General features: G+C 39.1%; 21 protein-coding genes. 1 reads left to right on the top strand and 20 read right to left on the bottom strand.

Annotated elements, in window-relative coordinates:
• Positions 1-68: 68 nt before the first annotated feature.
• From AC4BHP_RS01360 to yqfC, 10 genes are all read right to left on the bottom strand, one after another.
• Positions 69-1,451 (bottom strand): glycine--tRNA ligase, encoded by a 1,383-nt coding sequence (locus AC4BHP_RS01360; protein WP_066105215.1) that lies wholly within the window; start codon positions 1,449-1,451, stop codon positions 69-71.
• 295 nt (positions 1,452-1,746) lie between these two features.
• Entirely contained in the window at positions 1,747-2,499 is a 753-nt protein-coding gene (recO, locus tag AC4BHP_RS01355) for a DNA repair protein RecO (protein ID WP_490551119.1), read from the bottom strand.
• 30 nt (positions 2,500-2,529) lie between these two features.
• On the bottom strand, positions 2,530-2,673 hold the full coding sequence (locus AC4BHP_RS01350; RefSeq protein WP_066105219.1) for a YqzL family protein: 144 nt from the start codon (positions 2,671-2,673) through the stop codon (positions 2,530-2,532).
• 687 nt (positions 2,674-3,360) lie between these two features.
• Positions 3,361-4,278 carry a GTPase Era gene (era, locus tag AC4BHP_RS01345; RefSeq protein WP_066105222.1) on the bottom strand — a complete coding sequence of 306 codons (918 nt, stop codon included), beginning with the start codon at positions 4,276-4,278 and terminating at the stop codon, positions 3,361-3,363.
• 353 nt (positions 4,279-4,631) lie between these two features.
• Positions 4,632-5,015: a diacylglycerol kinase family protein gene (locus AC4BHP_RS01340; RefSeq protein WP_066105225.1), complete on the bottom strand. Its 384-nt coding sequence runs from the start codon at positions 5,013-5,015 to the stop codon at positions 4,632-4,634.
• The gene (gene ybeY / locus AC4BHP_RS01335) at positions 4,999-5,469 is read right to left on the bottom strand and encodes an rRNA maturation RNase YbeY (RefSeq protein WP_490551117.1); all 471 of its coding nucleotides are present in this window, start codon (positions 5,467-5,469) and stop codon (positions 4,999-5,001) included. The genes AC4BHP_RS01340 and ybeY overlap by 17 nt, the downstream gene beginning before the upstream one ends.
• 14 nt (positions 5,470-5,483) lie before the next feature.
• Positions 5,484-7,628 carry an HD family phosphohydrolase gene (locus AC4BHP_RS01330; RefSeq protein WP_066105230.1) on the bottom strand — a complete coding sequence of 715 codons (2,145 nt, stop codon included), beginning with the start codon at positions 7,626-7,628 and terminating at the stop codon, positions 5,484-5,486.
• 163 nt (positions 7,629-7,791) lie between these two features.
• Positions 7,792-8,763 carry a PhoH family protein gene (locus AC4BHP_RS01325; RefSeq protein ID WP_066105233.1) on the bottom strand — a complete coding sequence of 324 codons (972 nt, stop codon included), beginning with the start codon at positions 8,761-8,763 and terminating at the stop codon, positions 7,792-7,794.
• Between the two features lie 3 nt (positions 8,764-8,766).
• Positions 8,767-9,954, bottom strand: a complete 1,188-nt coding sequence (yqfD, locus tag AC4BHP_RS01320; RefSeq protein ID WP_066105236.1) for a sporulation protein YqfD — start codon at positions 9,952-9,954, stop codon at positions 8,767-8,769.
• Positions 9,955-9,971: 17 nt separating this feature from the next.
• Entirely contained in the window at positions 9,972-10,256 is a 285-nt protein-coding gene (gene yqfC, locus AC4BHP_RS01315; protein ID WP_066105239.1) for a sporulation protein YqfC, read from the bottom strand.
• Positions 10,257-10,661: 405 nt separating this feature from the next.
• Here yqfC and AC4BHP_RS01310 point away from each other — a divergent pair, with 405 nt between their 5' ends.
• Positions 10,662-11,168 carry a DUF1648 domain-containing protein gene (locus AC4BHP_RS01310; RefSeq protein ID WP_490551114.1) on the top strand — a complete coding sequence of 169 codons (507 nt, stop codon included), beginning with the start codon at positions 10,662-10,664 and terminating at the stop codon, positions 11,166-11,168.
• A gap of 147 nt (positions 11,169-11,315) precedes the next feature.
• Here AC4BHP_RS01310 and AC4BHP_RS01305 read toward each other — a convergent pair whose 3' ends face one another.
• From AC4BHP_RS01305 to dnaK, 10 genes are all read right to left on the bottom strand, one after another.
• Positions 11,316-11,867: a YqfB family membrane protein gene (locus AC4BHP_RS01305; protein ID WP_490551113.1), complete on the bottom strand. Its 552-nt coding sequence runs from the start codon at positions 11,865-11,867 to the stop codon at positions 11,316-11,318.
• A 37-nt stretch (positions 11,868-11,904) separates the two neighbouring features.
• Positions 11,905-12,903, bottom strand: a complete 999-nt coding sequence (gene floA / locus AC4BHP_RS01300) for a flotillin-like protein FloA (RefSeq protein WP_066105247.1) — start codon at positions 12,901-12,903, stop codon at positions 11,905-11,907.
• Between the two features lie 31 nt (positions 12,904-12,934).
• A complete protein-coding gene (locus AC4BHP_RS01295; protein ID WP_490551112.1) occupies positions 12,935-14,251 on the bottom strand; it encodes an NfeD family protein in 1,317 nt (438 codons plus the stop codon).
• A 153-nt stretch (positions 14,252-14,404) separates the two neighbouring features.
• Positions 14,405-14,854: a GatB/YqeY domain-containing protein gene (locus AC4BHP_RS01290; protein WP_066105252.1), complete on the bottom strand. Its 450-nt coding sequence runs from the start codon at positions 14,852-14,854 to the stop codon at positions 14,405-14,407.
• Positions 14,855-14,869: 15 nt separating this feature from the next.
• The gene (gene rpsU, locus AC4BHP_RS01285; protein WP_066105253.1) at positions 14,870-15,043 is read right to left on the bottom strand and encodes a 30S ribosomal protein S21; all 174 of its coding nucleotides are present in this window, start codon (positions 15,041-15,043) and stop codon (positions 14,870-14,872) included.
• 240 nt (positions 15,044-15,283) lie between these two features.
• On the bottom strand, positions 15,284-16,636 hold the full coding sequence (gene mtaB / locus AC4BHP_RS01280) for a tRNA (N(6)-L-threonylcarbamoyladenosine(37)-C(2))-methylthiotransferase MtaB (protein WP_148630182.1): 1,353 nt from the start codon (positions 16,634-16,636) through the stop codon (positions 15,284-15,286).
• A 5-nt stretch (positions 16,637-16,641) separates the two neighbouring features.
• Positions 16,642-17,388 carry a 16S rRNA (uracil(1498)-N(3))-methyltransferase gene (locus AC4BHP_RS01275; protein WP_066105259.1) on the bottom strand — a complete coding sequence of 249 codons (747 nt, stop codon included), beginning with the start codon at positions 17,386-17,388 and terminating at the stop codon, positions 16,642-16,644.
• Positions 17,389-17,590: 202 nt separating this feature from the next.
• The gene (prmA, locus tag AC4BHP_RS01270; RefSeq protein WP_066105262.1) at positions 17,591-18,529 is read right to left on the bottom strand and encodes a 50S ribosomal protein L11 methyltransferase; all 939 of its coding nucleotides are present in this window, start codon (positions 18,527-18,529) and stop codon (positions 17,591-17,593) included.
• A 21-nt stretch (positions 18,530-18,550) separates the two neighbouring features.
• Positions 18,551-19,672, bottom strand: a complete 1,122-nt coding sequence (dnaJ, locus tag AC4BHP_RS01265; protein ID WP_490551111.1) for a molecular chaperone DnaJ — start codon at positions 19,670-19,672, stop codon at positions 18,551-18,553.
• Between the two features lie 156 nt (positions 19,673-19,828).
• Positions 19,829-21,655, bottom strand: a complete 1,827-nt coding sequence (dnaK, locus tag AC4BHP_RS01260; protein ID WP_066105268.1) for a molecular chaperone DnaK — start codon at positions 21,653-21,655, stop codon at positions 19,829-19,831.
• Between the last annotated feature and the right edge of the window lie 21 nt (positions 21,656-21,676).

The raw sequence follows: 21,676 nt of genomic DNA, 5'->3' as shown, positions 1-21,676 counted from the left end.
ATCCACTTAATTTAAAATAAGCCTGCCCAATAAGGGGACATCGCATTCCTTATTGAGCAAGCTTTACCTTAAAATTTAATTTTTGCTTGTAAAAAGGCTGGAAGTTCTTCGATACTGATACGAGTTTGCTCCATTGTATCACGGTCACGTACAGTTACTTGCTTATCCTCAACTGAATCAAAATCATATGTGATACAGAAAGGTGTTCCAATTTCATCATGACGACGATATCGTTTACCGATAGAACCAGCTTCATCATAGTCTACCATAAAGTCCTCTGACAGTTTGGCAAATACTTCTTTTGCCCCCTCAGAAAGCTTTTTGGACAACGGCAATACTGCAGCTTTGTATGGCGCCAGTGCCGGATGAAGATGCATTACCGTACGGGAAGTACCATCTTCAAGCTGTTCTTCTTCATATGCATCAATTAAGTAAGCCAATGTAACGCGGTCTGCTCCCAGAGATGGCTCAATACAATAAGGAATATACTTTTCGTTTGTCTCAGGATCCAAGTAGTTGAAGTCTTCTCCTGAATACTCCATATGTCTCTTTAAATCAAAGTCTGTACGAGAAGCAATCCCCCAAAGCTCTCCCCAGCCAAATGGGAATTTATATTCAAAATCAGTGGTTGCATTACTGTAATGAGATAGTTCTTCCTCCTCATGGTCACGAAGGCGGAAGTTTTCCTTTTTCATACCTAATGATAACAGCCAGTTTTCAGCATAATCTTTCCAATATTGGAACCATTCCAGTTCAGAACCTGGTTTGCAGAAGAATTCCAATTCCATTTGTTCAAATTCACGTGTACGGAATGTAAAGTTACCTGGTGTAATCTCGTTACGGAAGCTCTTACCAACCTGAGCAATACCAAAAGGCAATTTCTTTCTCATTGTACGCTGTACGTTTTTAAAATTAACAAAAATACCTTGTGCTGTTTCAGGACGAAGGAAGATTTCATTTGTACTTGTTTCAGTAACACCCTGGAATGTTTTAAACATTAGGTTAAATTGTCTAATTTCCGTAAAATCCTTTGCTCCACAATCTGGACATGCAATATCATTCTCTTGAATCAATTCTTGCATTTTATCAAAAGATAAGCCATCCACGATCATTTCTGTACCTTTAGCTTGCAATGCATCCTCAATCAATTTATCCGCACGATGACGAGCTTTACATTTCTTACAATCAATCATTGGATCATTAAAGTTTCCGATATGACCGGAAGCCTCCCACGTACGTGGATTCATTAATATTGCAGAATCAAGGCCCACATTGTATGGTGATTCTTGAATAAACTTCTTCCACCATGCTTTTTTAATATTGTTTTTTACCTCTACGCCAAGAGGGCCATAATCCCACGTATTCGCAAGTCCTCCGTAGATTTCGGAGCCGGGAAAAATAAATCCTCTATGTTTCGCGTGTGACACAATTTGATCCATTGATACTGTCATATTCGTTCTCTCCTTTGTACAAATTAAAAAAACTCTCGTCTCTATGCTTTTTAAGAGCATAGGGACGAGAGTTAACCCGCGGTTCCACCCTATTTGCCGGTTTTCCGGCCACTTTGTATGCGTTACTCCAGACTGCCTTCTTTGGTTGATATGTTCCGGCTTACACCAGCCCCGGACTCGCTTGGCATATCGTAATCCAAATACTACTTTCCTTCGCTGTAACTACATATTAATTTATCTCACATTCTATACAATAACGACCTACATTGTCAATACAATCATATAAAGGAAATGATTAAAAATTCCCTTTAAATTTATTCATTTGATTTAAAAAACGCTTTGCCTTTAATTCTACACCTAAGTACTCGCCATAGTACGCATCCAGGACTTTTCGGATTTCCTGTTTGGTCTCATCTTTAATAGATATGGTACCAAGGCGATTTAAGTCCATGTAATACAAGATACGCAAAATCCTAACGACAGCCGGTGATATCTTAATTTTATAAGGATCAATATGCTCGCATCGATGACATAATAACCCGCCTTCTCTTACAGAAAAGGAAAATGTACCGTCCTGTGCTCCACAATTCACGCATCGGCTTAACTCAGGTCCGAATCCAAAAACGTTTAACATCTTCAATTCGACTATATTCATAATGACTTCCGGATTATATTCCTCATTGATATAATGGAGCGATAAATAAATTAGGTCATATAAGGATGGGTGAGGTTTTCTCTCCTCTGTTCCTTTATCCAGTAATTCAGCGATAAAGGCAGCATAGGCAGTTAAGAAAATATCCTCACGAATGGAACGGAAGGATTCTTTGGTCTCCGCTTGCTGTAATTGACCCAGCCCACGGCTCGCCTGAAATAAATATGTACCATAATGAAACAACTGAGTGACAGCTGAGAAGCGGCTGTTTGGCTTTTTCGCTCCTCTAGCCATCACTCCAATTTTTCCAAATTCTCTGGTATATAACGTAATAATTTTATTTGTTTCACCATAGTCAGTACTGCGAATGACAATTCCTTCGCACTTTGTTAGCACGTCACTCACTCCAATATGACGGCAAGATTATTAAATTATAGGGATTTCCATTTCTTCGTGATCCTCTTTAATCACATCAGGTTGGCCTTCATTCTGTCTTTCAAGTTCCTTAAAAAGAAGATAAGTATCCACACTGCCGGTTTGTCTAAAAACATTCCAGGTAAAGCTAATCATACTTATTCCACCTTTCGTTCATAGAAACGCTAATTGTCTCCCCTTACCTAACATTAGCTTCACCAACCTGAAAAAAATCATGTGATTAAAAATTTACTAATTCCGTTTCCCTATATTGCCGAATAAAATTATTTTTCAATGGAAAAGCCTGAAGGAAGCAGGTTATGAAGACTTGGCCACAGGATGTGGCGTTTTTAGTCTTTGATCCTTGATTCAGACCCTACGTCCTGCTTTTTACGCAATTGAGCTTCGACTCCTAACTCCTCGAGTCATAAGGATAGCCACTGCGGAGGCCTACACGATGTTGGTCACAAAGACGTTGCCACACGATGTGGCGTTCTTAGTCTTTGATCCTTGATTCAGCTCCTACGTCCTGCTTTTTATGCAATCGAGCTTCAGGGCCTAGGAGCTCGAGTCATAAGCAAATACTCTACGGGAGAAAAATCCTTCCTCCGAGTATTCGTCTTATGCTTGTCGCGGGCCTATAGGAAGTAGGTCATGAAGACGTTGCCACAGGACGTGGCGTTTTTAGTCTTCGTTCCTTAATTGAGCCCTTCAGCATCTTGGTTAAAATCGAGCTTCGACGGCTAGGAGCTCAGGACATAAGCATAGCCACTGCGGGGGAGAACCTTCCCCTTCGTGCCTCTGTCTTATGCTCCTCGCTCCTGACCAAGCCGTCTCAGCATCTTAATAATCATCTTCCCTAAATCCAATGTCCCTTAGGTGGGAGGCTTTGTTTCTCCAGTCTTTTTGGACTTTTACCCATAGTTCTAGGAATACTTTGGAGCCTAGTAGGTTTTCGATGTCTGTGCGGGCGCGCTGTCCTATTTCTTTTAGCATCGCGCCTTTTTTTCCAATAATGATTCCTTTTTGGGAATCACGTTCTACAATCACCGTTGCCATAATGTGGACGGTCTCTGATTTTTCTTTTCGCTCAATTTTATCAATCACTACTGCAAGGGAATGTGGGACTTCTTCTCTTGTTAAATGCAGCGCTTTTTCACGAATCATCTCTGAAATAATAAAACGTTCTGGGTGATCTGTTATTTGATCAGCTGGATAATATTGCGGCCCCTCTGGCAAATAAGCATTAATTTGCTTTAATAAAGTTTCTATGTTATTTCCTTCAAGAGCAGAAATAGGAACAATTTCAGCAAAATCGTATTTCTCTTTATACGTATCTATGATGCTGAATAATTCATCGGGATGAATCTGGTCAATTTTATTAATGACAAGGAAAACAGGTGTCTTACATGTTTTTAACTTTTCAACAATAAATTCCTCACCGCGCCCAAAGCCCTCCTCGGCGTTTACCATAAAGAGAATAGCATCAACTTCCTGCAACGCAGTTGAAGCCACTTTCATCATAAAATCACCAAGCTTGTGCTTTGGTTTATGAATTCCCGGTGTATCAATAAAAATGATTTGACTTTCATTTGTTGTTAATACGCCTTGAACTTTATTACGTGTGGTTTGCGGTTTATCGCTCATAATGGCAATTTTTTGCCCAATAACTCGGTTGATAAAAGTCGATTTACCCACATTTGGTCTTCCAATAATAGATACAAATCCTGATTTAAATGGTTTATTAGTTTGATTAGTCATGCATTTCCTCCGGTGTAAGGCTCCGGATAACAGCTCCTGATCTTTCGAATCCTCTTTTGTCACACCTTGTATTAGCTTAAAATTACCTACCGGCAGCTCCACAAGAAGTAACAGGATGATCAGTATCAGCTGCTATCGCCAATTTTTTTATATTTGGTTAATCCATGAGAAAAAGACTGAAAAAATGCTTCTTGCACAGCCATACATAGAATAAGCTGCACTTTTATGTAACAGCAATGAATCAGTCACCTTTTCCGGCATCTGCTTCCAATAGGGTTAGTGCATATATCTTACCGCGCTTTTTACTCAATAATTAAACCTTGATTATCCATATCTTACTTTCTCTTCTTCAATTAAACAAGCATGCTCCAGATCTTAGGCAGAAAAATTATAAAACCGATAATAGCCGAAAGAATAGCATACACCAATACTGCTCCGGCAGCTAAATCTTTTGCTGCCTTTGCTAGCGGATGATATTCTCCTGTTACTAGATCCACCACTTTTTCTATCGCTGAATTAATAAGCTCTAACGTCAGCATACCGCCAATCGCAATAAGGACAAATAACCATTCTATTTTTGTAATAGAGAAGTAAGAAGCCGCTATACAAACAACTATAGCGGCAGTCAAATGGAACTTGAAATTTGCTTCTTTTTTTGCTCCATAGAGGATTCCCTGCCAAGCATAATAAAATCCTTTAAAAAAACGGTACAATGGTTTCTTATCTTGTGAGTCCATACTGTTCCAACAATTCTCTTTGTCGTGAAAACATTACTTTTTCGTCCTCTTCATTTATATGGTCATAGCCCAGCAAGTGAAGGAATCCGTGGATTGCTAAAAAACCAAGTTCACGTTCATAAGAATGGCCATATTCTTCAGCCTGTTCCTTCGTACGGTCAATAGAAATAATAATATCCCCTAAGACTGCCGGAACGTCCTCTCCGATAATTTCAATTTCTCCCTCTCCCATTTCTTCCATAGCAAATGAGATAACATCGGTTGGCGCATCTTTTTGACGGTACTCTTTATTAATTTCATGAATACGTTCGTTATTTACAAAAGTTAGAGAAACTTCGCTGCCTTCTGTCACCTTTTCCTGAATAGCTGCAAATTCAAGCAATTTTGTGACGAGCTCCTGTTGTTCTGGAGTTACTTGCTCCGTTTCATCTAAGATATCAATGGTTAAACTCATTTCTTTCACCTACTCTATTCTTTTTCTAATTCTGGATATTCAATGCGATTATGAAATATACCAGCTAACGTTTCACACAAAGACTGACTTACTTTATTCAATTCCTTAAACGTTAAATCGCACTCATTCAACTGTCCATCATTTAGTCTATCAGCAATTATGGACTTTACAAGCTTTTCGATTGTAGCCTGCGTAGGAGACTTTAAGGATCGCACAGCTGCTTCTACACTATCCGCTATCCCAATAATTGCTGCTTCCTTCGTTTGTGCTTTCGGCCCTGGATATCGGAAGTTTTCTTCCTTAACCTCGCCCCCTGCTTCACATGCTTTGTGGTAAAAGAACTTTAGCAGGGTTGTCCCGTGATGCTGCTCAACAATATCGACAATCTCTTTCGGCATTTTATATTTTTTCACCAACTCAGCACCATCAGTCACATGGGAAACAATAATTTTTGTACTTTTCTCCGGTGATAGATGATCATGCGGATTTTCAATATTGACCTGATTCTCGATAAAATAATACGGCCTCTTCGTTTTCCCTATATCATGATAGTAACATCCAACCCTCGCAAGCAATCCATTGGCTCCAATCGCTTCACAAGCTGCTTCAGCAAGATTAGCAACCATCACACTATGATGATAGGTACCGGGAGCCTCCGTTAATATTTTTCGCAAAAGCGGATGATTCGGATTTGATAATTCAATCATCCTCATAGAAGAGAAAATACCAAACCCTGTTTCAATAAAAGGAAGAATTCCAATCGTAAAGACAGCAGAGATGACCCCTGAGGCAATCGCCGCGACAAGAATCATAATGTGATTAATACCGTTTCCGCCGATCCAGATCAGGCCTAATACCACTATCAAATTAATGATTGCATTAATCATACCTGCTCTTAATATGCTAGTACGCGCTATCCCTTGTTTTAATAGAAGGATTCCCGAGATGCCGCTTACAAGAATATAAATCCCCATCGTCACATGTACAGTTCCCGCTAATTCCTCTTTAAACATTATACTGCCGATAACGGAAAGGACAATAGTTATTCCCACAGCATAGCGCTCTCTCATGAGGATTGTTACAAGCATTGCCGCCATCGCTGCGGGAAAGAAATAAGCGATTGATTCCTGGCTTAACCCAACAAATATATGAATTATCTTCATAAGTAGTAATGCCAGCAGATAAACAATACTGAAGATGAATAGATTATCCCGATAGTCTTCATGTTCTTCGTTTCTGATTGTATTACCAAACATTACATAGACACCAGCAAAAACTAACACAATGACTGCAGCCAATCCAACATACGGAAGAAGGGAATCCTCACTATTCAGAAGACCAACCAGCTTTAATTGGCGATAAACATCTGCGTCAATTAAATATCCTTCCTCGGCAATGATCTGTCCCTGAAGAATCCTGACAGGTTCAACGGATTCACTTGCATTTTCCCTTGCTCTCTCTGTTGACTCAGGATCAAAAAACACGTTTTGAATGATTGCATACCTTCCTAAATCAATCGATGCAGATTTTAATCGAACAGGGAGACTTGAGTATTTTATCCCCTCTTCGACCTTCATCTTGGCATTTTCCACCTCATTTGCCCTTATGCCATCCTTCATGGTTTCATTAATGCTGGTCATCGTAATATCCTTAGCTATCGATAAGTCAGATAAGGATGATCCCAGTAGATTAATCAATGTTTCATCAGTTAGATCTTTATTAACATTATCAGATAATTTCCCTCTTAAATCAGATACATAATCTGATGGCTTCAAGAGTGTTTGTGCCGTATTTTTCTCATCTTTCTCCACCTCTTGATTTTTCAAACCGGCACTAACCACACTCTCTGCCGATGTATAGATTTCATTTATTAAATTAACTCTCTTTTTCACATATTCTTTATTAACTGTATAAACATCCTCAACACTATTAACTGCTTTTTGCTGCTTTTCTTTTGTTTCGACTGGATCTTCTATTGTCTTCGGAGACCGAATTGTCGTTTCAGCAACATTGTAAAGTTCAACATTAAGTTTTTCCGGTTTAACACTGTCAAACAAAAAAATAAAGGAAATGAACGCCATTAATAAAAGAACACCTATCTGCGAAACTGGTTTGGATACCCAATTTTTAAAAGAGCTGCCTATGGTTTTGAATTTCATACGTTTCCCTTTCCGGCGGAGGATTTTATTTATATATAATTTTCTAACACTTTCTGTAATAATAACAGGTTTTATTGTTCCTTTCACTTACAATTGTAAGAATAACAAATTTATAATAAAAAAAGCCACAGTTGATTCTGTGGCATGTTTCTTAACTTTATTATCACTGTTGAGTTGGTCCAAAATTTTCATATGCCTGAATGATTTTTGCAACAAGCGGATGCCTGACCACATCAGTTTGATCTAGGTGGATAAACTTAATGCCTGAAACATCTTTTAATATTCGTTCAGCTGCCCTTAACCCTGATTGGACACCACGCGGAAGATCTATTTGTGAAGTATCACCCGTAACAACTATTTTAGAGCCAAATCCCAGTCGAGTTAAAAACATTTTCATTTGGGCCTGTGTTGTATTTTGAGCTTCGTCCAGGATTACAAATGCATCATCAAGCGTTCTTCCCCGCATATAGGCTAAGGGAGCTATTTCGATTGTGCCACGCTCAATCAGCCTGGTTGTTTGTTCTAATCCTAAGATGTCATGAAGAGCATCATAAAGAGGTCGTAAATATGGATCCACTTTTTCTTTTAGATCTCCCGGTAAAAAGCCCAAGCTTTCACCTGCTTCGACAGCTGGCCTTGTTAAAATAATTCGTTTAACATGTCCATTTTTCAACGCAGTCACAGCCATAACAACAGCTAAATACGTTTTTCCTGTTCCGGCAGGTCCAATTCCAAATACTAGATCTTTTGCTCTAATAGCAGAGATGTATTCTTTCTGGCCCAATGTTTTTACACGAATTGATTTACCTTTAGCGCTTCTGGCAATTTCCTCATCATATAAATCAGAAAAATACTCCAATGTACCGCTATTGGATAAATTTATGGCATAAACAACCTCACGAGGTCCGATTTTAATTCCTTTTCGTATAATGACTAAAAGCGTTTGCAGAATCTCATCCGCTTTTTCTAAGTTCTCAGGATTACCGGACACACTTATTGTTTCGCCCCTGGAAACAATACTGACTCCAAGCTCGCTTTCCAATATCTTCAGATTACTATCATGTACACCAAATAGTTCAACTGCCTCATTTGGTGATTCCAATTGTAAATTAATCAATTTAGACTTCTCTGACATTCCTTAGTCTCCTTGAATCATCGGTTGTCCGATTGCAATATTTTCTAAAACTTTATAATGTATAGTCATTTTAACTTTACCATTGTCAAGCTGGTTTTTCAAAATTTTTTCATTCAAAATAGTTGCATCATCAGGGGCATTCTTTAGAACATCCTTTTTCCCCATATTCATCGCCTGCTTCTCCGCCTCGATTTTTGTATAGATCCGTGTCACCTTTTCTTTACTGCGATAGATCTTTTTATGAAAGGCAATAGGAACCTCCCACTTCAAAAATTTAAATGTTTTTTCATCCTCTTCCACTTCATATTCTTTGAAGTTATGTTCACCAAATCCCCATATCGGCACATGGGCATTTCCAAAGCTTAGACTGTATTTATTTTTAGCATCACCATTAAACACATATAAATTCGTTTCGAGCGGAACCTCCACGCTTGTTTTATACCAGGCTTCACCCATGACCTTTCCTTTAGCTCCTACAAATTTTTGATTATCCTCTTTACCAATAAAACCGCTGACCAGGATTTGCCCCTTGCTGACAACCTGATGCTTTTCTACTAAGCCTTGTCCTCTTTCAACCATCGTTTGGACAATGGTCGCTTTTTTTGCGGAAATGAGATTCACATATAAATCAGCAGAATTCTTTTTAGGCTGCTTTTTTTCAACAACCTGAAAATGAAAGGTCGTCCCTTCCAGCTGTACGCCAATCCAGGTAATGGACGGTACCCGTTCACTGAGCTCCTTTTGTATATCTTCCATATCCCCAACAGCAAACTGGAGCTTCCCAACTTTTATATTCATATCATCCAATTCTTTACTGATTTGATGTTCAATTGCCGGACTGGCTCCTTCTATTTTTATCCCCCAAATCATATTGGATAGAATAAAAATGATCATAAAAAACATCATCACACCGACCACGAGACCACTGTACCTTTTCAGCTTTAAGGCAAAAAAAGGCCCTCCTCTTCTTTCTAAAAAAGAGACCTTACAGCCGCTGTTTCTTACTGCCTTCCTCAATTGAGGAACGTCAGATAGCTTCATATAAAAAACAACTGTTTCTGTGCCCATATTTTTCGCATCCCAAACTTGAATACCCTCTTTAAGCATTCTGTTTATAAATCGTTCTGTACCTTGTCCCTTTATTTTCACTTTAATATAGCCAGTAATAGTATTCGTCCATTGGTTTTTCATAAGAACCTCCTATTAGGTTATTCTTCGAGGAATATGACTTGATCAATTTTCCCTTCAAGTAAGATTTCTTCCGGAAGAATAGTTTTTAATACAAAAGCCTGACCTTTGACAAGGAGTTGTCCGTTCTTAAGCAGCAATCTTAATTCCTGGTCTGAAAATGTAAGTAAGCCTTTATGATTCTCTATGTAAATATGAATTTGACCCACCATCGTAATCCTTGGCAAATCCATCATGATATCCTGGGGCAGGTCCATTGCGGCCGTGACCCACCTCTTCAAACGATACCCCCATGCACGAGCCATAAGGAAACCTCCCTTTCCGCCGGTTAATATCTTCGTAATCGTTACAGGCTGTTCTGTAAAATCACCTCATAATCATACTTATTCGTTAAGAGGTCATTAAATGCTTAATTAAAACGTTCCGTTATCAATAATCTGACGGAGAGAAGACGTTGTTATCATTTATAATCCGATGTACATTCTAACGTTTACTTGATTAGCAAATAGTGTTGTAGAGTTTGATTGGTCAGATTTCATCTGTTTAAATCAATCAAGTAAAAGCTATGACCAATTACCATAGAAAGAATTGGGATTAAATGTTAAAATATTTTGTGGAAGTTAATTCAGACTATTCAATTAAATAACCTAAATCATGTAAAAGTGGACTTTCAACTATATAATTGAGGGTAAATAAAGGAGCTGACCGGAATGCCAAAATCTAATGCAAGACCTAAAATACACATACCGAAAACAAAAAGTGAGAGGATATGGGATACTATTGGTTATTCATGTTATATTGGATCTTTACTTTTTTTAATCTATATTTGGGGTGAACTTCCAGATAAAGTACCAGCTCATTTTAATGCTAAGGGCGAAGTTGATCGTTGGGGTTCAAAACTAGAACTTCTTATTTTGCCTATTATAGGTGCATTTCTTGCTGTATCAATGCATTTTGTCGAGAAATTTCCAGAATCACATAATTATCCTCAACGATTAAACAAAGAGAACGCTAAAGAATTTTATTTAAATAGCAGAAAAATAACAAATCAATTAAAAGCTATTTGTCTCATTATTTTTACATTAATTATTATTGAATCCGTTTCAATCGCGTTAGAATGGGGCGGCGGACTTGGAGCATGGTTCTTACCAGTATTAATAGTGGGTGTTTCTATCCCCATCATATTAGGCATAATTAAACAAAGTAAGATTAGATAGCCAAATTCTCGATTTCCCTTATTCTTGATAGACGCCAAACTCTCTGCGTTGATCTATGTAATTCTGGAAAAATTTCATTTTTAACAATAAAAAAACTGCAGACGAAAACTTCAAAAAGTTTCTGTCTGCAGGCACTATAAGTAACTTTTATCTAATCTGTTTCCTTTTTGAACGGGGAGGACCCAATATTTCTGACATAACAAACGCTTCCTGCAGGTTGATATTCCGTACATCAAATCCCTGTTTAGAAGGCTTGACATGTCTTTCTGTTGCTTGTTTTACTGCTTTTTGAACTATTGGCTTGAATTCCCTCGGGACAATTACATCAACCGGGGTTTCCTTTATAACAACCGGCTTCTCAGCTTGCTGTACTTTCTTCTTCTGAGCTTCGTACTGCTCCTTTATTGTTTGAGCAAGAGAGGTTGCTTCTCTTTGCAAATCAGGATGCCCGCTTAATTTCTTTTTAATTTCTCTTTCGCGTTCCTGGATTTTTTTCCGGATATCATCATCCTGTTTCCCCCCAATAGGTTGTGATTGTCCCTTAACAGGTTCACTTTTGTTTATTGGAGGAGATGTATATTTTCTATTTTGCGTTTCATCAGGCTTCTCTGTACCTTTATCCCTTTGAAAGAACCAGCTTATTAAAGTTATAATCAAAAACAGGATAATGGGATTATCCCATATAGCTCCCATACTCATGGGCAGGACCTCCTTTCCCAGCAATCAGATAGGGAAATTATTCATCATCTGTATTTCGATCATCCTTGTTGGCTTTGCTTATGGATTCTCTCATATGTGTATCAGATGCAAGGTTTTGATAGTTCATATAATCCATAACGCCCATATTCCCCGCTTTGAAAGCTTGAGCCATTGCAAGCGGTACTTCGGCTTCAGACTCAACAACTTTTGCACGCATTTCTTCTACTCTTGCTTTCATCTCTTGTTCTTGTGCAATCGCCATAGCACGGCGCTCTTCAGCTTTTGCTTGCGCAATTTTTTTATCTGCTTCTGCTTGTTCTGTTTGCAGCTCTGCACCAATATTTTTGCCGATATCCACATCAGCTATATCAATAGATAAAATCTCAAATGCTGTTCCGGCATCTAGACCTTTACTTAAGACAGTTTGAGAGATACGTTCCGGATTTTCCAACACAGTTGTATGACTTTCACTGGAACCAATGGTGGAGATTACACCCTCACCAACCCTCGCGATAACAGTCTCTTCACCTGCACCCCCAACCAAACGCTCAATATTGGCACGTACAGTGATTCTAGCCTTTGCTTTAACCTCAATCCCATTAATAGCAACACCCGCAATAAACGGCGTTTCTATGACTTTAGGGTTAACACTCATTTGTACAGCTTCCAGCACATCACGTCCTGCAAGGTCAATAGCTGCACAACGTTCAAATGTCAAATCAATATTGGCACGATGAGCCGCAATTAGCGCATTAACAACCCGATCTACATTACCACCGGCTAGATAATGACTTTCCAGTTGATTCGTTGTTACATTTAGACCTGCTTTTGACGCTTTAATTAAAGGATTGATAACACGGCTTGGAGATACTCGACGCAATCTCATCCCAATCAATGTAAAGATGCTTACTCTCACTCCTGAAGCGATCGCTGAAATCCAAAGCATAACTGGTACAAAAGTGAATAGTACTGCCAATAAAATGATAACTAAAGCAATGCCCACAAGAGCAAAAATAGATGCTGATGTTAATACCATTTGTTTATAACTCCCTTCATACTTCTAATTATTATGAATCTAATGGTCGTACTACTATACGGGAACCTTCTGTTTTAATTACTTTGACATGCGTTCCCTTCGTTACAAAACTACCTTCACTTACCACGTCAATTCTTTCCCCTTCAAGCGAGAGTGTTCCAGAAGGACGCAGGTCAGTGACAAGAACACCTACTTTTCCAACTAAATCATGACGATTAATATTGGAAACATATCCACTCTCCGTATTCGTAGAATCTGTGAGTATAATCCTATTAAAGGCTGTCATTTTCTTTCCAAATACTTTAATTAATATCACACTTGCTATAAATCCTGCAATCAATGCAATTAATATTGCGATTGCCATATGCTCCACATCCCCCGCAGCAAGAAAGAAGCTTGCTATAATTGCCATAAAACCAATAATTCCTACAATACCGCCAGGAAGGAATAATTCCAGTAATAGGAATGCTATTCCAACTATAAATAAGATTAACGGTTCATATCCGGCCAGACCTGATACCATATGTCCATAAAAAAACAATAACAGAGACGTAATACCGGCAAAACCAGGTAAGCCAAAACCAGGTGAATAAAGCTCAACGACAAGACCTATTGTGCCAATCGACAATAAAATAGGAATCACAATAGGATTCGTAAGGAAACGGGCTACTTTATCAGCAAGGCTTTCACCAAATTGAATTAATTCAGCTTTTTCATATCCCAGCGTTTTTAATAATTCCTTTTGATTTTCAACTGTACCTTCACTATAACCAACCTTTACAGCCTGGTTTGCTGTCAGCGTAAGCAGCTCTCCTTTTTCCGCTCCATACTCTGGCAAATCAATATCCTCATCAGCCATTGCTTTAGCATATAACGGATCTCTTCCACTTGATTCAGCAGCCTTTTGCATATTTGCAAGCCAATAGGATTGCGCTTTTTTATCAGCTGCATTACCATCAGATGTTATGACAGCAGCTGCACCCATTGTTGCACCGGGTACCATATAGATCTCATCAGCATTTAAAGAAATAAATGCACCGGCAGATAGGGCTCGGTTATTAACAAAGGCTATTGTTTTTAATTTAGTATTTGCAAATGTTTCACCGATCTCATCTGCTGCATCTACCGCCCCGCCAGGTGTATTAATATCGAATATAATCGCTTCTGCCCCATCTTTCTCAGCGGTTGCTATTGCTCTTTTCAGGAAGTTAGATAGACCTTTTTCCACCTCATTTTGCAGAGGGACTATGTATACTTTATCAGTATTCGCATTTCCTGACGGCGGACCTGCAATTCCAATTAAAAAAAATGCAAAGATGATCATAATTGACCACCATCTTTTCCTCATACCTGTTCACCCCTCCTTTCTTCTCCATTTTTGACGTCTTAATTCATTATACGTTATTTACATGCATAAGTTTCACAATACTTTGATATTCATCATATAATTAATTTACGGGATATAAAAAACCCGCAATTAAAATTGCGGGTTTTAAACGTCTTATTTTGTAAGATTTTGCAGTACAAGTTTATTGACTAAAGATCCATCAGCTTTACCCTTCACTTTTGGCATGACTGCGGACATTACTTTGCCCATGTCAGCCTTGGAAGTGGCATTCGTCTCGGCAATCGCTTGAGTAACAATCGCATTTAACTCATCCTCGGATAATTGCTGTGGCAAATATGCCTCGACAATCTCGATTTCTGATTGAAGCTTTTCGACCAAATCTTGGCGTCCTGCTTTATCAAATTCCTGGAGGGAGTCTTTGCGTTGCTTTAATTCGCGAGAAAGTACGGTTAACTCTTCATCTTCGGATAATTCTTGTTTACCAAGCTTTATTCCTTCATTTTGAAGAGAAGCCTTCACCATTCGGATGACGGAGAGCTTGTCTTTTTCTCTGTTCTTCATAGCTTGTTTCATATCGCTGTTTAAACGCTCAACAAGACTCATTTAAGGGCACCTCTTTTAGAACTTGCGTTTTCTCGCAGCTTCAGACTTTTTCTTACGTTTTACACTAGGTTTTTCATAGAATTCGCGCTTTCTTACTTCCTGCATAGTACCTTGCTTGGAAACTGTGCGTTTGAAGCGTCGAAGAGCATCTTCAAGCGATTCGTTTTTCTTAACGACTGTTTTAGACATCTCTTTCCCTCCCTCCGAGCACAACAACTCTAATTTCCTACACATAGAAGGAAACCATGTACCTTCAAATTATAATATATGTGTCGTTCAAGGTCAACTGTTATTCCTATAATCGTGTAGGTTAATTGAATGATATTTATAATTGAGATTTAAACTCTCCAATCTTCCTATCTATATATACCTCATTTTAAAAAAATAAAAACGGGCTGACGCAATCTGCACCAGCCCCACTGCCTAATATTATGAATTAACTACAGCTTGTTCGACCATATCATCCATCACACGGACAAATTGTCCTTCATTGTATGGATATCCGGCTTTTGTAATTTTTACTTTCACAATCTTTCCAACCATATCTTCCGTTGCAGGGAACACGACTTTCAAATAGTTATCTGAATATCCTTGATAGAGTCCTTTTGTCTTTCCATCTTCATATAGTTCCTCTGGAATCACTTCTAGAACTTCATTTTCATAGCTGGAAGCATATTCTTTCGCAATTTGCTCAGATAGTGAAATCAAGCGATGCACTCGATCGTTTTTAACATCCTCATCCACTTGATCTTCCATGCGGGCAGCTGGTGTACCAGTACGTTTGGAATAAGGGAATACATGCAGTTCAGAGAAACGATGATCTTTAATGAAATTATATGTTTCCATAAACTCTTCCTCTGTTTCACCAGGGAACCCAACAATCACATCTGATGTAACCGCTAAGTCAGGAAGTACTTCACGCAATCTTTCCAGTCTTTCTGCAAAGAATTCAGTAGAATACTTACGACGCATACGTTTAAGGACCGTATTAGAAGCTGATTGTATCGGAATATGCAAGTGAGGCACTACTTTATCAGACTCACGCAATACTTCAATCACTTCATCTGTTATTTGAGAGGCTTCAATGGATGAAATACGAATTCGTTTCAAACCTGCCACTTTTTGATCGAGTTCTCTCAATAGCATAGCGAGATTATAATCCTTCAAGTCTTCACCATAACCACCTGTATGAATACCTGTCAGGACAATTTCTTTATAGCCCGCTGCGACAAGCTGCTGAGCTTGACGAATAACTTCCTGCGGATCACGGGAGCGCAGCAATCCGCGCGCCCAAGGAATAATACAGAATGTACAGAAGTTATTACATCCTTCCTGAATTTTCAGGGAAGCACGCGTACGATCTGTAAAAGCAGGTACATCCATTTCTTCATAAACTCTCGTTTTCATGATATTTCTTACACCATTAATAGGCTGTCTTTCAGTTAAATACGTATCGATATAACCTATTAATTTATCACGGTCCTGCGTTCCAACAACTATGTCCACTCCTGGAATTGCCATGATTTCTGCCGGTGAGGTTTGTGCATAACAACCCGTTACACAAATAACAGCATCAGGATTCTTACGCACTGCCCTGCGAATAATCTGCCGGCTTTTTTTATCTCCTGTATTCGTAACAGTACACGTATTAATAACATAAACATCCGAGCGTTGTTCAAAATCGACTCTTTCATATCCTGAAGCTTGAAACAGCTGCCATATCGCTTCTGTCTCATAATGATTCACTTTACATCCTAATGTATGGAACGCTACAGTTGCCATTCCCTTCACCTCGCTAATTCTAATTGATAAGATATGGCTGACAATGCGTATAAAGGAGCAGTCTCTGTACGTAAAATACGCGGTCCAAGACTGCATGTTTGAAAGCCATTTTCTAAAAGTTGATTCACTTCCGCGGTATCCAAGCCGCCTTCAGGGCCAAATACCATTAAAAGAGACTGCCCTGGTACCATCCCTCTAATTGTTTTCGCCAATTGCGAAGATTCCCCTTGCTTAGCGTCTTCTTCATAAGCAACTAGCTTATAATCATAGCTTTCAGCAAGATCTAACAATCTGCGAATATCTACAGGATCGTAAACACTGGGTATTTCAGTCCGATGGGATTGTTCTGCAGCTTCCTTCGCTATTTTCCGAAGCCGTTCTGTTTTCTTTGCAGCTTTTTTAGAATCCCATTTTACAATAGAACGAGTTGCATTAAAAGGGATAAAGGTATTTGCACCCAATTCTGTCCCTTTTTGGATAATCAATTCTAGTTTATCCCCTTTAGGCAAACCGTTCACAATGGTAACTTGAATGGGCAGTTCTTTTGTTCCTTCTATCCAATCAATAATGCGGCCAGTCAGAGCTTTATCTTGAATGGATTCAATTTTGACGATTGCCGTTTTTTTATCAATAACTCCATAAAATGTATCACCTGGATTCATTCGCATGACCCGGGTCATATGGTGAAAATCATCTCCGGTTATCGTTACTTCAAATTGATTTTCTAATTTCTCAATAAAATATCTCTGCATGGCCTGCACCTTTCTATCCTTAAAATCAATAACGACTAAAGCATTATTGCGGCGGAAAAACGTTTAGGCGTCTGCCTAATAATCCCTCACGAAATTCCTGCCGTCCGCTAGAGTCCTTAACTTAAGTATAGTGGGAGTTTGAACTCCCACTATACTCTAACATCCACCTTGATGTGGTGATTTCACTTAAAACAAGTAATACTTATAATTTACGAGCTGTAATGGAGACCCAGTCTTCCATTGTCATGACATCCTCAATTACAAGTCCGGCTTTCTGAATAGCTTCTTCCACTTCCCGGCGTTTTTGCTGGATGATGCCGGAAGATATAAAGGTTCCGCCTGGTTTAAGCACTCTGGCTACATCTTCTGTACAACGTACAATAATTTCAGCCAATATATTAGCTACCACTATATCTGCTTCAAATTCAATTCCTTTTAAAAGGTCATTTTGTTTAATTGTAACTTTATCATGTACCTTATTTAATTTACAATTCACCCTGGCACTGTTCACAGCTACCTCATCCAGATCAAGCGCCAAAATAGACTCGGCGCCAAATTTAGCAGCAGTGATTGTAAGTACCCCTGAACCAGTCCCTACATCAATGACCTTCATCCCAGGTTTGACTGTTTTCTCAAGTGCTTGAATACAAAGTACAGTTGTAGGATGTGTACCTGTGCCGAATGCCATGCCTGGATCCAATTCAATAATTTTTTCGTCTGTATGAACCGGAGTGTATTCCTCCCACGTCGGAACGATTGTGACTTGTTCCGAAATCTTGACTGGATGGTAATACTTTTTCCATGCAGTGGACCATTCTTCCTCATTAACCTCACTGATGGTTACTTTATTATGACCTAGATCGATATCATATTTTATTAGATTATTGATAAGGTCCTTAATGCCATCTACTGTGTCACCAAGGAAACTTGTGACAGGGAGATAAGCTTTAATAAGTACGCCTTCTTCAGGAAAATCAGCAGGATTAAGTTGATAGATTTCTCCGAATACATTCTCCCTTTCACGAACCAATTCAAGCGGATCTTCAATCACTACCCCGCTTGCACCAGCCTCATGTAATATATTCGATATTGGTTCGATCGCTTCATTCGTTGTATGAATACATAATTCGGACCATTTCATTTTCTACCAACTCCTACCTGTTTATTCACCTTTGATTGCTCTTTTAACTTTCGAAAAAAAACCTTCATCATGTTCATCTAATTGTCCTTGACCACTGATTTCAGCAAATTCGCGAATTAATTCTTTTTGTTTATCGGATAATTTGGTTGGCGTTACAACTAAAATACGGATGTGCTGATCACCTTGACCATATCCTCTAACGTTAGGAACACCTTTTCCTTTTAAGCGGAAGCGAGTACCTGTTTGTGTTCCAGCCGGCACTTTCAGTTTCACTTTACCATGGATGGTTGGAACTTCAATTTCATCACCCAATGCAGCCTGTGCAAAGGTAATAGGCATTTCACAGTAAATATCGTCACCATCACGCTCAAAGAATTCATGCGGTCTGATTTGGAACACAACAAACAAGTCTCCCGGAGGGCCGCCATTAATACCAGGTTCACCTTTACCAGGAACACGTAATTGTTGACCATCATCAACACCTGCAGGTACTTTGATTTGAATTTTATTCCGTTTTTTCACAGAACCTTTACCGTGACAGGTAGCACATTTCTGCTTAATAATTTTTCCTGTACCACTGCAATGTTGACATACTCTGCGGTTCACAATTCGTCCGAATGGAGTATTTTGTTCTACATTTAATTGGCCTGTACCATTACAGTGAGAACATGTTTCCGGTTTTGTGCCAGGTTTTGCTCCTGACCCTTTACATGTATCACACTCTTCCTCTTTCGGTATTTCAATGGTCGTTTCTGTACCAAATACAGCTTCATCAAATGATAATGTCATTGTATATTGCAGGTCTGCACCTTGACGGGGAGCATTTGGATCTCTTCTTCCCCCTCCGCCAAAGAAAGAATTGAATATATCTTCAAAACCACCGAAGCCTTCGAAACCAGCTCCGCCTCCACCAAATCCCTGTGTTGGATCTTCGTGGCCAAATTGATCATATCTCGCTTTCTTTTGATCATCGCTTAACACTTCATAAGCTTCCTGGATCTCTTTAAATTTTTCCGTAGCATCTGCTGCTTTATTGAGGTCAGGATGATATTGCTTGGAAAGGCGGCGATATGCTTTTTTTATCTCATCCTTCGAGGCATTTTTGCCAACCCCCAACACCTCATAATAATCCCGTTTGCTCATTCCTCACACTCCTGATTCTATATAATCCGTCGTTTCACATAAAAATCATTGTACCACTTGACTAAGCTGCGGCGCAATATAAACAGAAAATGTCCAATTTGTTAAAAAAAGTCAAAGTCAAGGAGATCCTGACTTTGACTTTTTTACGTTCAATCATTATTTTTTGTCGTCGTCAACTTCAGTAAATTCTGCATCTACGACATCATCAGCCTTGCCCGCACCATCTTGACCTGGTTGTTGTTGCGCAGCTTGAGCAGCTTGCTCATAAAGTTTCACGCTAAGAGCTTGCACAATTTCCTGCAATGCTTCTTTTTTCTCTTTCATTTCAGCAAGATCATTCTTCTCAATTGCTGCTTTTAAAGCATCTTTAGCTTCTGTTGCTTTTTGAACTTCAGCTTCTTCTACTTTACCTTCAAGATCTTTTAATGTTTTTTCTGTTTGGAATACTAAAGCATCAGATTCGTTACGTAATTCAGCTTCTTCCTTACGTTTTTTATCTGCTTCTGCATTTTCTTCCGCTTCTTTAACCATGCGATCGATTTCTTCATCGCTTAAGCTTGTAGCTGATTGAATCGTAATCGCCTGCTCTTTATTTGTACCAAGATCTTTTGCACGTACATTAACGATACCGTTATTATCAATATCGAACGTTACTTCAATTTGCGGGATTCCGCGTGGTGCCGGTGGAATATCAGTCAATTGGAAGCGACCAAGCGTTTTGTTATCTGCTGCCATTTGACGTTCCCCTTGAAGAACATGGATATCTACTGCTGTTTGGTTATCAGCTGCTGTAGAGAAAATTTGAGATTTGCTAGTTGGGATTGTTGTATTACGGTCGATTAAACGAGTAAATACTCCACCCATTGTTTCAATACCAAGAGATAAAGAAGTTACATCAAGTAATACAACATCTTTAACGTCACCGGAGATAACTCCACCTTGGATTGCTGCACCCATAGCAACAACTTCATCAGGGTTTACCCCTTTATGAGGCTCTTTACCAGTTTCTTTTTTAATTGCTTCCTGAACAGCAGGAATACGAGTAGAACCACCAACTAAGATAACTTTATCAATCTCAGCCGGAGACAAGCCTGCATCACGAAGAGCTTGGCGAGTAGGTCCCATTGTTCTTTCTACTAAAGAAGCAGTGATTTCATCGAATTTCGCGCGTGTTAATGTTAAATCCATGTGCAATGGACCTGCTTCACCCGCAGTGATGAACGGCAAGGAAATTTGTGTAGATGTTACACCTGACAAATCTTTTTTCGCTTTTTCAGCAGCGTCTTTCAAACGTTGAAGAGCCATTTTATCTTTAGATAGATCGATTCCATTTTCTTTGCGGAATTCTTCGATTAAATATTCCATTACTGCGTTATCGAAGTCATCTCCACCCAAACGTGCGTCACCAGCTGTTGAGCGTACTTCGAATACACCGTCACCTAGCTCAAGGATGGATACGTCAAATGTACCGCCGCCAAGGTCGAATACAAGGATTTTTTGATCTTCTTCAGTTTTATCCAAACCATACGCTAATGCAGCAGCAGTTGGTTCGTTGATAATACGTTCTACTTCTAAACCAGCGATACGGCCAGCATCTTTTGTTGCTTGACGTTCAGCATCGTTAAAGTAAGCAGGTACTGTAATAACAGCTTTTGTTACTTTTTCTCCCAGGTATTCTTCAGCATAGGATTTTAAATATTGAAGAATAATCGCAGATACTTCTTGTGGAGAGTAATCTTTTCCTTCGATATTTACTGAGTAATCTGTACCCATATGGCGTTTGATGGAGCTGATCGTATTCAGGTTTGTGATAGCTTGGCGTTTCGCTACTTCCCCAACTTGACGTTCTCCGTTTTTAAATGCAACAACAGATGGAGTGGTTCTATTACCTTCTGGATTTGGAATAACTTTTGGTTCTCCGCCTTCTAATACGGATACACAAGAGTTGGTAGTTCCTAAGTCAATACCAATAATTTTACTCATTTACTTTTTACCTCCCATTAA

The sequence above is a fragment of the Pradoshia sp. Z4_20 genome (assembly GCF_058216035.1).
This window is presented reverse-complemented; position numbering and strand designations above follow the sequence as displayed.